At 63.7% G+C, this 14,244-nt stretch carries 8 protein-coding genes; 7 read left to right on the top strand and 1 reads right to left on the bottom strand.

Going from position 1 to position 14,244, the window contains the following annotated elements; genetic code table 11:
* Positions 1-126: 126 nt before the first annotated feature.
* From rpoB to BLP88_RS19225, 7 genes are all read left to right on the top strand, one after another.
* Positions 127-3,648 (top strand): DNA-directed RNA polymerase subunit beta, encoded by a 3,522-nt coding sequence (rpoB, locus tag BLP88_RS06350; protein ID WP_074587823.1) that lies wholly within the window; start codon positions 127-129, stop codon positions 3,646-3,648.
* Positions 3,649-3,745: 97 nt separating this feature from the next.
* Positions 3,746-7,645 carry a DNA-directed RNA polymerase subunit beta' gene (locus BLP88_RS06345; RefSeq protein WP_074587821.1) on the top strand — a complete coding sequence of 1,300 codons (3,900 nt, stop codon included), beginning with the start codon at positions 3,746-3,748 and terminating at the stop codon, positions 7,643-7,645.
* 393 nt (positions 7,646-8,038) lie between these two features.
* Positions 8,039-8,413, top strand: a complete 375-nt coding sequence (gene rpsL, locus BLP88_RS06340; protein ID WP_009358312.1) for a 30S ribosomal protein S12 — start codon at positions 8,039-8,041, stop codon at positions 8,411-8,413.
* 1 nt (position 8,414) lies between these two features.
* On the top strand, positions 8,415-8,885 hold the full coding sequence (rpsG, locus tag BLP88_RS06335; RefSeq protein WP_021472399.1) for a 30S ribosomal protein S7: 471 nt from the start codon (positions 8,415-8,417) through the stop codon (positions 8,883-8,885).
* A 68-nt stretch (positions 8,886-8,953) separates the two neighbouring features.
* Positions 8,954-11,068 carry an elongation factor G gene (fusA, locus tag BLP88_RS06330; RefSeq protein WP_074587819.1) on the top strand — a complete coding sequence of 705 codons (2,115 nt, stop codon included), beginning with the start codon at positions 8,954-8,956 and terminating at the stop codon, positions 11,066-11,068.
* Positions 11,069-11,300: 232 nt separating this feature from the next.
* The gene (gene tuf / locus BLP88_RS06325; RefSeq protein WP_070350356.1) at positions 11,301-12,491 is read left to right on the top strand and encodes an elongation factor Tu; all 1,191 of its coding nucleotides are present in this window, start codon (positions 11,301-11,303) and stop codon (positions 12,489-12,491) included.
* Positions 12,492-12,631: 140 nt separating this feature from the next.
* Entirely contained in the window at positions 12,632-12,757 is a 126-nt protein-coding gene (locus tag BLP88_RS19225) for a hypothetical protein (protein ID WP_257028426.1), read from the top strand.
* 8 nt (positions 12,758-12,765) lie between these two features.
* Here BLP88_RS19225 and BLP88_RS06320 read toward each other — a convergent pair whose 3' ends face one another.
* Positions 12,766-14,214 (bottom strand): GH1 family beta-glucosidase, encoded by a 1,449-nt coding sequence (locus BLP88_RS06320; protein ID WP_074587817.1) that lies wholly within the window; start codon positions 14,212-14,214, stop codon positions 12,766-12,768.
* Positions 14,215-14,244: the final 30 nt, after the last annotated feature.

Here is a 14,244-nt window from a genome sequence, read left to right as displayed (position 1 = left end):
AATCACGGCCGGCAGGGACCCGGGTCATATAGCGGAACCGGATTGGTGCCCTGCGGACTTTTGCGTCCGCGGGATACAAAACGGGGGAGATCTGAAAACGCCTGAAGGTCTGTGGAAGGATCCCTCTTGGTCGCCTCGAGCACCTCTAATGTAAATAACGCAGGAACCGCTATCAATGCCGACAGCACCGACGGTGCTACTCGCCGGCTCTCATTCGCAAAGATTCACGAACCGCTTGATGTTCCGAATCTCCTCGCACTGCAGACGGACAGCTTTGACTGGCTCGTCGGAAACGAACGCTGGCAGGCGCGGGTTGCGAAGGCCGTCGAGGAAGGTGACCTGAGCGTCGCCACCACGTCCGGACTTGCCGACATCTTCGAAGAGATCTCCCCGATCGAAGATTTCCAGGGCACCATGTCCCTGAGCTTCTCCGAGCCGGAGTTCGCTGACCCCAAATACACCATGGCCGAGTGCAAGGACCGTGACGCCACCTACTCGGCGCCGCTGTACGTCAAGGCCGAGTTCATGAACAACAACACGGGCGAAATCAAGCAGCAGACCGTGTTCATGGGCGACTTCCCCCTCATGACGGAGAAGGGCACCTTCGTCGTCAATGGCACCGAGCGTGTCGTCGTCTCCCAGCTGGTCCGTTCCCCGGGCGCCTACTTCGAGCGCGCCGCGGACAAGACCAGTGACAAGGACATCTTCACCGCGCGCATCATCCCGTCCCGCGGTGCATGGTTCGAGCTCGAAATCGACAAGCGCGACCAGGTGGGCGTCCGCCTCGACCGCAAGCGCAAGCAGTCCGTCACCGTGCTGCTGAAGGCCCTCGGCTGGACCGACGGCCAGATCCTTGAAGAGTTCGGCCAGTACGACTCCATGCGCGCCACGCTGGAGAAGGACACCACCGAAACCCGCGAAGACGCGCTCCTGGACATCTACCGCAAGCTGCGTCCGGGCGAGCCGCCCACCGTCGAAGCTGCCGAGGCCCTGCTGCGCAACCTCTACTTCGAGCCCAAGCGCTACGACCTCGCCAAGGTCGGCCGGTACAAGATCAACCGCAAGCTCGGCATCGACCGCTCCCTTGGCGACAAGGAAGCCTCGGTCCTGCACGTCGAAGACATCGTCGCCATGATCAAGTTCCTCGTCGCGCTGCACGCCGGCGAGAAGACCATCACGGGCAAGCGCGATGGCGAAGACCACGAGATCCGCGTCGAGATCGATGACATCGACCACTTCGGCAACCGCCGCATCCGCGCCGTCGGCGAACTGATCGAAAACCAGGTCCGCACCGGCCTGTCCCGCATGGAGCGCGTCGTCCGCGAACGCATGACCACGCAGGACGTTGAGGCCATCACGCCGCAGACCCTGATCAACATCCGTCCCGTGGTGGCAGCGATCAAGGAGTTCTTCGGAACGTCCCAGCTGTCCCAGTTCATGGACCAGAACAACCCGCTCTCGGGCCTGACCCACAAGCGCCGTCTCTCGGCACTGGGCCCCGGCGGTCTGTCCCGTGACCGCGCCGGCATGGAAGTCCGAGACGTCCACCCGTCGCACTACGGACGTATGTGCCCCATCGAAACCCCTGAAGGCCCGAACATCGGTCTGATCGGTTCGCTGGCGTCCTACGGCCGCATCAACCCGTTCGGCTTCATCGAGACCCCGTACCGCAAGGTTGCCGGCGGTGTGGTGTCCGACGACGTCGAATACCTGACTGCCGACGACGAGGCCGAGGTGCTGATCGCCCAGGCAAACGCGCCCCTGGACGCGAACAACAAGTTCTCCGAAGAGACCGTGCTTGTCCGTGCCCGTGGTGGTGGCGGCGAGCCCGTGCTCGTTCCCGCCGAGGACGTCCAGTTCATGGACGTTTCCCCGCGCCAGATGGTGTCCGTGGCTACGGCCCTGATCCCGTTCCTCGAGCACGACGACGCCAACCGCGCCCTCATGGGTGCGAACATGCAGCGCCAGGCCGTGCCGCTGGTCCGCTCCGAGGCCCCGTTCGTGGGCACCGGCATGGAGCGCGCCGCAGCCGTTGACGCCGGCGACGTCGTCATCGCCAAGAAGGCCGGTGTGGTCAGCGAAGTTTCCGCCGACCTCGTCGTCATGCTCAACGACGACGGCACCGAGTCCAGCTACCGGATCAGCAAGTTCGCCCGCTCCAACCAGGGCAACTGCTACAACCACCGCGTCCTGGTGAACGAAGGCCAGCGCCTGGAAGTCGGCGGCATCATCGCCGACGGCCCGGCAACGGACGAAGGCGAGCTCGCCCTTGGCAAGAACCTCCTCGTGGCATTCATGTCCTGGGAAGGCCACAACTTCGAGGACGCCATCATCCTGTCCCAGCGCATCGTCGCTGAGGACGTCCTGTCCTCCATCCACATCGAGGAACACGAGATCGATGCCCGCGACACCAAGCTCGGTGCCGAGGAAATCACCCGTGACATCCCCAACGTGTCCGAGGAAGTCCTGGCAGGCCTGGACGAGCGCGGCATCATCCACATCGGTGCCGAGGTCGAGGCCGGCGACATCCTGGTCGGCAAGGTCACCCCGAAGGGTGAAACCGAACTGACCCCGGAAGAGCGCCTGCTGCGCGCGATCTTCGGTGAGAAGTCCCGCGAAGTCCGCGACACCTCCCTGAAGGTGCCGCACGGCGAGTCCGGTACGGTTATCGGCGTTCGCGTCTTCGACCGCGACAACGACGACGAGCTGCCCCCGGGCGTGAACCAGCTGGTCCGCGTCTACGTCGCCGCCAAGCGCAAGATCACCGACGGCGACAAGCTCGCCGGCCGCCACGGCAACAAGGGTGTCATCTCCAAGATCCTGCCGGTCGAGGACATGCCGTTCCTCGCCGACGGTACCCCGGTGGACATCGTCCTGAACCCGCTGGGTGTTCCGGGCCGTATGAACGTCGGCCAGGTCCTGGAAACCCACCTCGGCTGGGTTGCCAAGACCGGTTGGAAGATCGAAGGCGAGCCGGAGTGGGTCAAGAACCTGCCGAACCTGCCGCGCGAGACCTCTGCCAACCAGACCCTCGCCACCCCGGTGTTCGACGGTGCCCGCGAAGAGGAAATCACCGGCCTGCTGGACTCGACGAACGTCACCCGCGACGGCGACCGCCTGATCGACTCCTCCGGCAAGACCCGCCTGTTCGACGGCCGCTCCGGCGAGCCGTTCCCGGACCCGATCTCCGTCGGCTACATGTACATCCTGAAGCTCCACCACCTGGTGGACGACAAGATCCACGCCCGCTCCACCGGCCCGTACTCCATGATCACGCAGCAGCCGCTGGGTGGTAAGGCACAGTTCGGTGGCCAGCGCTTCGGTGAAATGGAAGTGTGGGCCCTTGAGGCCTATGGCGCTGCCTACACGCTCCAGGAACTGCTCACGATCAAGTCGGATGATATCCACGGCCGCGTGAAGGTCTACGAAGCCATCGTCAAGGGCGAGAACATCCCCGAGCCGGGCGTTCCGGAATCCTTCAAGGTCTTGATCAAGGAAATGCAGTCGCTGTGCCTGAACGTGGAAGTCCTTTCCACGGACGGTACGACGATCGAAATGCGTGACTCTGATGACGCAGTCTTTACGGCTGCGGAAGAACTGGGCATCGATCTGTCTCGTGCAGAGCCCAGCTCCGTAGAAGAGGTCTAGTGAGCCGGCGACGGCGGCCTCCCGCCGCCGTCGCGCTCCTCCTCTTTCCGTAAACCAAGACTCCAGAACTTAGAGAACAAGAGAGAACAGGGACCACATGTCCAGCGAATCCTCCTTCGGCCTCATGCAGATCGGCCTCGCCACCGCGGAAGACATCCGCGGCTGGTCTTACGGTGAGGTCAAGAAGCCGGAAACCATCAACTACCGCACGCTCAAGCCCGAGAAGGACGGCCTCTTCTGCGAGAAGATCTTCGGCCCGTCCCGCGACTGGGAATGCTACTGCGGCAAGTACAAGCGCGTGCGCTTCAAGGGCATCATCTGTGAGCGCTGTGGCGTCGAAGTCACCCGCGCCAAGGTGCGCCGTGAGCGCATGGGCCACATCGAACTGGCCGCCCCCGTCACCCACATCTGGTACTTCAAGGGTGTTCCCTCCCGCCTGGGCTACCTCCTTGACCTCGCGCCGAAGGACCTCGAAAAGGTCATCTACTTCGCCGCGTACATGATCACCAGCGTCGACGCCGAGAGCCGCCACGCCGAACTGCCGAACCTCCAGGTGGAGCACGACCTCGAGAAGAAGCAGCTCGTTGACAACCGCGACAGCGACATCGCCGCGATCGCCCGCGACCTTGAGGACGAGCTTGCCCGCCTCGAGGGCGAAGGCGCCAAGGCCGCCGACAAGAAGAAGGCCCGCGACTCCGCCGACCGCCAGATGGCGAACGTGCGCAAGCGTGCCGACGCCGAGATCGAGCGCCTCGAGCAGGTCTGGGACCGCTTCAAGAACCTGAAGGTCGCCGACCTCGAAGGCGACGAGGCCCTGTACCGCGAACTGCGTGACCGCTACGGCATGTACTTCGAAGGCTCCATGGGTGCCGAAGCGATCAAGAAGCGCCTTGAGAACTTCGACATGCAGGCAGAGGCCGAGGCACTGCGCGACACCATCCAGAACGGCAAGGGCCAGCGCAAGACCCGCGCCCTGAAGCGCCTGAAGGTCGTCAACGCGTTCCTCACCACCAACAACAGCCCGCTCGGCATGGTGCTGGACGCCGTCCCGGTGATCCCGCCGGAACTGCGCCCGATGGTCCAGCTGGACGGTGGCCGCTTCGCGACCTCCGACCTCAACGACCTCTACCGCCGCGTGATCAACCGCAACAACCGACTCAAGCGACTGCTGGACCTCGGTGCCCCGGAGATCATCGTCAACAACGAGAAGCGCATGCTTCAGGAAGCTGTTGACAGCCTCTTCGACAACGGCCGCCGCGGCCGTCCGGTCACTGGTCCGGGCAACCGTCCGCTGAAGTCCCTGAGCGACATGCTCAAGGGCAAGCAGGGCCGTTTCCGCCAGAACCTGCTCGGCAAGCGCGTCGACTACTCGGGCCGTTCGGTCATCGTCGTCGGCCCGCAGCTGAAGCTGCACCAGTGCGGCCTGCCCAAGCAGATGGCCCTGGAGCTCTTCAAGCCGTTCGTGATGAAGCGCCTGGTTGACCTCAACCACGCCCAGAACATCAAGTCGGCCAAGCGCATGGTCGAGCGTTACCGTCCGCAGGTCTGGGACGTGCTGGAAGAGATCATCACTGAACACCCGGTGCTGCTCAACCGTGCACCTACCCTGCACCGCCTCGGTATCCAGGCGTTCGAGCCGCAGCTTGTTGAAGGCAAGGCCATCCAGCTGCACCCGCTGGTCTGTGGCGCCTTCAACGCCGACTTCGACGGCGACCAGATGGCAGTGCACCTGCCGCTGAGCCCCGAGGCCCAGGCTGAGGCCCGCATCCTGATGCTGTCCTCGAACAACATCCTGAAGCCGTCCGACGGACGTCCGGTGACCCTGCCTTCGCAGGACATGATCATCGGCCTGTACCACCTGACCACCAAGCGGGTTGGTTCGGCCGGTGAAGGCCGCGTGTTCTCCTCGGTCGCGGAAGCCATCATGGCCTACGACGCCCGCGAGCTGCACCTGAACTCCCAGGTGAAGATCCGCCTGGAGAACTTCGTGCCGTACGCCGGCTGGGAAGCTCCGGAAGACTGGGAGCCCGGCCAGCCCGCGCTCGTCCAGACCTCCCTGGGCCAGGTCATCTTCAACCAGACCCTGCCCGAGGACTACCCCTGGGTTGAGGCTGTTGCGGACAAGGGCGAGCTCTCCCGCATCGTCAACGACCTTGCCGAGCGCTACCCGAAGGTCGTCACGGCTGCCACCCTGGACAACCTGAAGGATGCCGGTTTCTACTGGGCAACCCGCTCGGGCGTCACCGTGGCCATCTCCGACATCGAGGTTCCGGACGCCAAGCCGGGCATCCTTGCCGGGTACGAGACCATGGCCGCCAAGATCCAGGGCCAGTACGACAAGGGCCTGATCGACGACGACGAACGTCGCCAGGAACTGATCGAAATCTGGAACAAGGCGACCAACGAGATCGCCCAGGTCATGCGCGACAGTCTGTCGCCGATGAACACCATCAACCGCATGGTGTCCTCCGGTGCCCGTGGTAACTGGATGCAGGTCCGCCAGATCGCGGGTATCCGTGGTCTTGTGGCCAACCCGAAGGGTGAGATCATCCCGCGTCCGATCAAGTCCTCCTACCGTGAGGGCCTGTCGGTGCTGGAATACTTCATCGCCACGCACGGTGCCCGTAAGGGTCTTGCCGACACCGCTCTGCGTACCGCCAACTCGGGTTACCTGACCCGTCGTCTGGTGGACGTTTCGCAGGACGTCATCGTCCGCGAAGAGGACTGCGGTACCGAGCGCGGACTGAACGTCGCGATCGCCGTGCCGGACTCCAACGGTGAGCTGATCCTGGACGAGAACGTCGAGAACAGCGCGTACGCACGTACCCTGGCTGTCGACGTCGTCGACTCCAACGGAACGGTCCTGGCTCCGGCCGGAACCGACTGCGGCGACGTCGTCATCGACGAACTGCTCGCTGCGGGCATCACCCAGGTCAAGGTTCGCTCCGTGCTCACCTGTGAGTCCAAGGTCGGCACCTGTGCGCTCTGCTACGGCCGTTCGCTGGCCACTGGCAAGACCGTGGACATCGGCGAGGCCGTGGGCATCATCGCCGCACAGTCCATCGGTGAACCCGGTACCCAGCTGACCATGCGTACTTTCCACACCGGTGGTGCCGTCTCCGCAAGCGGTGGCGACGACATCACCCAGGGTCTGCCCCGTATCCAGGAGCTCTTCGAAGCCCGTACTCCGAAGGGTGTTGCGCCGATCGCCGAAGCGGCCGGCCGTATCACCATCGAAGAGTCCGAGCGCCAGATGCGCCTGATCATCACCCCGGACGACGGTTCCGAGGAGATCGCCTACCCGGTGCTGCGCCGTTCCCGCCTCCTCATCGAGGACGGCGAGCACGTCAGCGTCGGCCAGAAGCTGATCAACGGTCCGGTGGACCCGAAGCAGGTTCTGCGCATCATGGGTCCGCGTGCCGCCCAGAAGTTCCTGGTGGACGAGGTCCAGGGCGTGTACCGCAGCCAGGGCATCGGCATCCACGACAAGCACGTGGAAGTCATCGTCCGCCAGATGCTGCGCCGCGTGACCGTCATCGAATCCGGCGACTCCGAGCTGCTCCCGGGCGAGCTCGCCGAGCGTGCCCGCTTCGAAGACGAGAACCGCCGCGTGGTGTCCGAGGGTCTTACCCCGGCTTCCGGTCGTCCGGAACTCATGGGTATCACCAAGGCGTCCCTGGCTACCGAGTCCTGGCTGTCGGCAGCTTCCTTCCAGGAGACCACCCGCGTCCTGACGCAGGCGGCCATGGAAGGCAAGAGCGACCCGCTGCTTGGCCTCAAGGAGAACGTCATCATCGGTAAGCTCATCCCGGCCGGTACGGGCCTGCCCCGTTACACCGAGGTCACCGTGGAGCCGACTGAAGAAGCAAAGGCAAGCCTGTTCACAGGCCCCAGCGCCTTCACCGACTTCTCGTACGACGCCTTGGGCGGCGACGGAGCTCCCGAGTTCCACGCCATCCCGCTGGATGACTACGACCTGGGCAACGACTTCCGCTAAGCGGAAGCCTGAACCAAGCGGTCAGGAAGCCCCCGTGTCCACCAGGACGCGGGGGCTTCCCTGCGTCTGGGGCAGCGGACGGTGCGCGACGGCGGCGGGCGGCTGCCGCCGTCGTACACCGTTTTAAGGCGGCTCGGCAAGCCATGCTAGACTTTTCGTAATTGTTCTGTGTGGCAGTGGATGAAGGCCGCCACGGCGTCATTTTGGTTTTGTTCTCATGACGGCGGGTGGAGCCTGTTTCCGGGTTGCGGGCAACTTGCGCAACGAATGCCGCACTTTTGCACGCCCACCGGACCTTCGGGGCCGGCAGCTGCATGAGCAACGCCAAAGCTTCCACAACCCAGGCTGGCGCCTGGGGTGGGGGCAGAGATCAAAACAACGGAGAACACGAAAGTGCCTACGATTAACCAGCTGGTCCGCAAGGGCCGCACGCCGAAGGTCTCCAAGACCAAGGCTCCCGCGCTGAAGGGCAGCCCGATGCGCCGCGGTGTTTGCACCCGCGTCTACACCACCACCCCGAAGAAGCCGAACTCGGCCCTTCGTAAGGTCGCACGTGTGCGCCTGAACGGTGGCGTTGAAGTTACCGCCTACATCCCCGGTGTTGGCCACAACCTGCAGGAGCACTCCATCGTGCTCGTCCGCGGTGGTCGTGTTAAGGACCTCCCGGGTGTCCGCTACAAGATCGTCCGTGGTGCACTCGACACCCAGGGTGTGAAGAACCGCAAGCAGGCCCGCAGCCGCTACGGCGCAAAGATGGAGAAGAAGTAATATGCCTCGCAAGGGTCCGGCCCCCAAGCGGCCGCTCGTTTCCGATCCCGTTTACGGCTCCCCGTTGGTCACCCAGCTGATCAACAAGGTCCTGATCGACGGCAAGAAGTCCACTGCAGAGCGCATCGTTTACGGTGCTCTTGAAGGTGCCCGTGCGAAGACCGGCGGCGACCCCGTTGCCGCTCTGAAGAAGGCCATGGACAACGTCAAGCCTTCCCTCGAGGTCCGCTCCCGCCGTGTCGGTGGCGCCACCTACCAGGTTCCCGTCGAGGTCAAGCCGGGCCGCTCCACTGCCCTGGCTCTGCGCTGGCTCGTGGGCTACTCGAAGGCCCGCCGCGAGAAGACCATGACCGAGCGCCTCCAGAACGAAATCCTGGATGCCTCCAACGGTCTCGGTGCCGCTGTGAAGCGTCGCGAAGACACCCACAAGATGGCCGAGTCCAACAAGGCCTTCGCCCACTACCGCTGGTAAAAACTTCCGTTCGCCGCCGGCTCCCCGAGCCGGCGGCGTGCGTGTAGTTCATCCGAAAGGGAGACCCCGTGGCACAGGACGTGCTTACTGACCTCAACAAGGTCCGCAACATCGGCATCATGGCCCACATCGATGCCGGCAAGACCACCACTACCGAGCGCATCCTGTTCTACACGGGTGTGAACCACAAGATCGGCGAAACGCACGACGGCGCTTCGACGACCGACTGGATGGAACAGGAAAAGGAACGCGGCATCACCATCACGTCTGCCGCCGTGACCTGTTTCTGGAACAAGAACCAGATCAACATCATCGACACCCCCGGCCACGTTGACTTCACCGTTGAGGTTGAGCGCTCCCTGCGCGTCCTCGACGGCGCTGTTGCCGTCTTCGACGGCAAGGAAGGCGTGGAGCCGCAGTCCGAGACCGTGTGGCGCCAGGCTGACAAGTACAACGTTCCGCGTATCTGCTTCGTCAACAAGATGGACAAGCTCGGTGCGGACTTCTACTTCACCGTGGACACCATCATCAGCCGCCTCGGTGCCAAGCCGCTGGTCATGCAGCTGCCGATCGGTTCCGAGAACGACTTCATCGGTGTCGTGGACCTGCTCGAAATGCGTGCCCTGGTGTGGCCCGGCGATGCCAAGGGTGACGTCACCATGGGTGCGTCCTACGAGGTCCAGGACATCCCCGCCGATCTCAAGGAAAAGGCCGAGGAATACCGCGCCCAGCTCGTTGAGACCGTGGCCGAGGCTTCCGAAGAACTCATGGAGAAGTACCTCGAGGGCGAAGAGCTCACCCTCGAGGAGCTCAAGGCCGGCATCCGCAAGATGACTGTCAACTCCGAGATCTACCCGGTCTTCTGTGGTTCTGCCTTCAAGAACCGCGGTGTGCAGCCGATGCTGGACGCCGTCGTGGACTTCCTGCCGAACCCGCTCGACGTTCCTGCCATGGTGGGCCACAACCCGCGCAACGAGGAAGAGGAACTGACCCGCAAGCCGTCTGCCGAGGAGCCGTTCTCGGCCCTCGCGTTCAAGATTGCCGCGCACCCGTTCTTCGGCCAGCTGACCTTCGTCCGCGTGTACTCCGGTCACGTCGAAGCCGGCGCCCAGGTGGTCAACTCCACCAAGGGCAAGAAGGAGCGCATCGGCAAGCTGTTCCAGATGCACGCCAACAAGGAAATGCCGGTTGACGGCGCTACCGCAGGCCACATCTACGCAGCGATCGGCCTGAAGGACACCACCACGGGCGACACCCTCTGCGACCCGCAGAACCAGATCGTCCTCGAGTCCATGAGCTTCCCGGAGCCCGTGATCTCGGTGGCCATCGAACCGAACTCGAAGGGTGACCAGGAGAAGCTCTCCACGGCCATCCAGAAGCTCTCCGCTGAGGACCCGACCTTCCAGGTCTCCCTCAACGAAGAGACCGGCCAGACCGTTATCGCCGGCATGGGCGAGCTCCACCTGGACATCCTGGTGGACCGCATGCGCCGCGAGTTCAAGGTCGAGGCAAACGTGGGCAAGCCGCAGGTTGCTTACCGCGAAACCATCAAGAAGGCTGTCGAGAAGGTCGACTACACCCACAAGAAGCAGACCGGTGGTTCCGGTCAGTTCGCAAAGGTGCAGGTTTCCTTCGAGCCGATGGACACCACCGATGGCGAATTCTACGAGTTCAAGAATGCCGTCACCGGTGGCCGTATTCCGCGTGAATACATCCCTTCGGTCGACGCCGGTATCCAGGACGCCATGCAGTTCGGTATCCTCGCCGGCTACCCGATGGTGGGCGTGCGTGCAACCCTGATCGACGGCGCTTACCACGACGTCGACTCCTCGGAAATGGCGTTCAAGATCGCCGGTTCCCAGGTGTTCAAGGAAGGTGCCCGCAAGGCCAACCCGGTGCTCCTCGAGCCGCTCATGTCCGTTGAGGTCCGTACTCCCGAGGAGTACATGGGCGATGTCATCGGTGACCTCAACTCCCGTCGTGGCATGATCCAGTCCATGGAAGATGCTGCGGGCGTGAAGGTTGTCCGTGCCAACGTTCCGCTGTCCGAGATGTTCGGTTACATCGGTGACCTGCGTTCCAAGACCCAGGGCCGCGCTGTGTACTCGATGACTTTCGACAGCTACGCGGAGGTCCCGAAGGCTGTTGCCGACGAGATCATCCAGAAGACCCGCGGCGAGTAATCAGCTTCGGAAAATCCAAGGGTGCCTGCCGTCCGGGAGCGCATCCGATGCAGTGGCCGGACCGGAGTCCAGGCTTCGCTCCGGCCCTGCATCAACGGATCACGGGACCGAATCCGGTCCCTGGATCCGAAAATTTCACCAAAACCAAAGCCCCCAAGTAGACTTGCTGAAGTTCTGCCGCGAAAAGCGCGGTTGAGGAGCACGTCACTTGAAATCGTTCTAGGAGGAACCTGTGGCAAAGGCAAAGTTCGAGCGGACTAAGCCGCACGTCAACATCGGCACCATCGGTCACGTTGACCACGGTAAGACGACGCTGACTGCCGCCATTTCCAAGGTGCTGTACGACAAGTACCCGACTCTCAACGAGCAGCGCGACTTCGCGTCGATCGACTCTGCTCCGGAAGAGCGCCAGCGTGGTATCACCATCAACATCTCCCACGTTGAGTACCAGACCGAAAAGCGCCACTACGCACACGTGGACGCCCCGGGTCACGCTGACTACATCAAGAACATGATCACCGGTGCTGCCCAGATGGACGGCGCAATCCTCGTGGTTGCCGCCACCGACGGCCCGATGGCTCAGACCCGCGAGCACGTTCTGCTCGCCCGCCAGGTTGGTGTTCCCTACCTGCTGGTCGCGCTGAACAAGTCCGACATGGTTGAGGACGAGGAACTCCTCGACCTCGTCGAAATGGAAGTTCGCGAGCTGCTCAGCTCCCAGGGCTTCGACGGCGACGACGCTCCCGTCATCCGCGTTTCCGGCCTGAAGGCTCTGGAAGGCGACCCGGTATGGGTCAAGTCCGTTGAGGACCTGATGGAAGCTGTCGACGAGTCCGTTCCGGACCCGGTTCGTGACCGCGACAAGCCGTTCCTGATGCCGATCGAAGACGTCTTCACCATCACCGGCCGTGGCACCGTTGTTACGGGCCGCGCCGAGCGTGGCACCCTCGCCATCAACTCCGAAGTTGAGATCGTCGGTATCCGCCCGATCCAGAAGACCACCGTTACCGGTATCGAGATGTTCCACAAGCAGCTCGACGAAGCATGGGCCGGCGAAAACTGTGGCCTCCTGCTCCGTGGTCTGAAGCGCGACGATGTCGAGCGTGGCCAGGTTGTCGTCAAGCCGGGTTCCATCACCCCGCACACCGACTTCGAGGCAAACGTCTACATCCTCTCCAAGGACGAAGGCGGCCGCCACAACCCGTTCTACTCGAACTACCGCCCGCAGTTCTACTTCCGCACCACCGACGTGACCGGCGTCATCACCCTCCCCGAGGGCACCGAAATGGTCATGCCGGGCGACAACACTGAGATGACCGTTGAGCTCATCCAGCCGATCGCAATGGAAGAGGGCCTCGGCTTCGCAATCCGCGAAGGTGGCCGCACCGTTGGTTCGGGACGTGTTACCAAGATCATCAAGTAGTTCCTGCTTGTAGATTCTGAAAAGAACCCCGCCGCTTCTGCGGCGGGGTTCTTTTTGTTCCCGGGGGGATTGTTCCCCGGGGACCGGCGGCCGGCATTGCCCGGCCCTGATAACGTTGCCGGTGGAGAGAGGAGTCATCCGTGGAGTTCCTGATTGTGCTGGCCATCCTTGCCGCGGCGGCCGGCGGCGTCCTGTGGGGCAGGAAGTATTTCCGGCATGAAATCGACCGGGCGAAGCGGATCCGCCGCGCCAACAAGAACCAGTAACCTGGCCGTCAGCCTGCTTGGGCGTGGCCCCGGTTGCGCCGTGCCCGGCTGAGCGACCTATACCAGTGGAAGGATTCCTTGGGCGTTCGCTGCAGGGTTTCGAAGTCCACGTGCACCAGCCCGAAGCGCTGCGAATACCCCGCAGCCCATTCGAAGTTGTCCAGCAGGGTCCAGACATAAAAACCGAGCAGCTGCACGTCGCGGGCAATCCCGGCCGGCCCGGTGGCAGCCAGCACATGGCCCAGATGCCCGGCCAGGTAGTCGATCCGTTCCTGGTCGCGCAGGGTGCCTGAAACGCGGGCCGGTTCCGGGAAACTGGCGCCGCTTTCGGTGATCACCACCGGCGGCAGGGCTTCCCCGTAACGGTCCTTGAGCGCACGAAGCATCAAGCCCAGGTGCTCGGGGGCCACCGGCCAGCCGAAGCCGGTCACTCCGTACTCGGGAAACGGCACCAGGTGGAAGGGCAGCTTCGCCATCATTTCGCTGTCCCCCGCGGGCGTGCTGTGGGTGCCACCGCCGGCTGCGATCCTCACCGGGTAGTAGTAGTTGACCCCGTAGAAGTCCAACGGTTGGTGGATGAGCCGCATGTCCTCGTCGGAGGCATTGCCCAGAACCTTGAACCAAGGGCGCACAAGCAGCGGGGGAGTCGGATAACTCCCGGTGAGGAGCGGGTCGGCGAAGATCCTGTTCACCAGCAGGTCGAAAGTGGCGGCCATCAGGCCGTCGCGGTAACCGGTGCCGGCTGGACTGACTGGTGCATGCATGTTGGCCACGCCGATGCGGCCGAGGGCCCCCGCGGCACGGAGCGCCTGGACCGCGAGCCCGTGCCCCAGCAACTGGTGGTGCACGGCGGGGAGCGCATCGAAGAGCAGTTGCCGGCCCGGAGCATGGACGCCGAGCCCGTACCCCTGCAGGGAGACCGAGACCGGCTCATTCAACGTGACCCACTGCGCCACGCGGTCGCCGAGGCGGGCTGCCACGAGGGAAGCATAGTCGCCGAAACGTTCGGCCGTCGCACGGCTGAGCCAGCCGCCGTCGTGCTCCAGGGCCAGGGGAGTGTCCCAGTGGAAGAGGGTCACCATGGGCGAAATGCCGGCGGCGAGCAGTTTGTCGACCAGGCGGTCGTAGAAGTCCAGCCCCTGTTCGTTCACGGCCCCCTTGCCGTCGGGCTGGATGCGGGGCCAGGACAGCGAAAAGCGATAGGAGTCGACGCCGAGTTCACGCATCAGGGCGATGTCCTCGCCGCTGCGGTTGTAGTGGTCACAGGCGACGGCGGCCGAACCGCCGTCGCTGATCGCTCCTGGTTTCTCCGCGAACGCGTCCCAGCTGGACGGGCCCCGGCCGTCCACGTCCAGGGAGCCTTCGATCTGGAAGGCGGCGGTGGCCACCCCGAGGATGAATCCGGCAGGAAGCTGCTGTGCAAGTTGCTCGACGTTGGGTCCATCCTGGACGGTCATGCCCCCATCATGATCACCGCCGGGGCCGAT

The organism is Arthrobacter cupressi (assembly GCF_900099975.1).
GTDB lineage: Bacteria > Actinomycetota > Actinomycetes > Actinomycetales > Micrococcaceae > Arthrobacter > Arthrobacter cupressi.
This window is presented reverse-complemented; position numbering and strand designations above follow the sequence as displayed.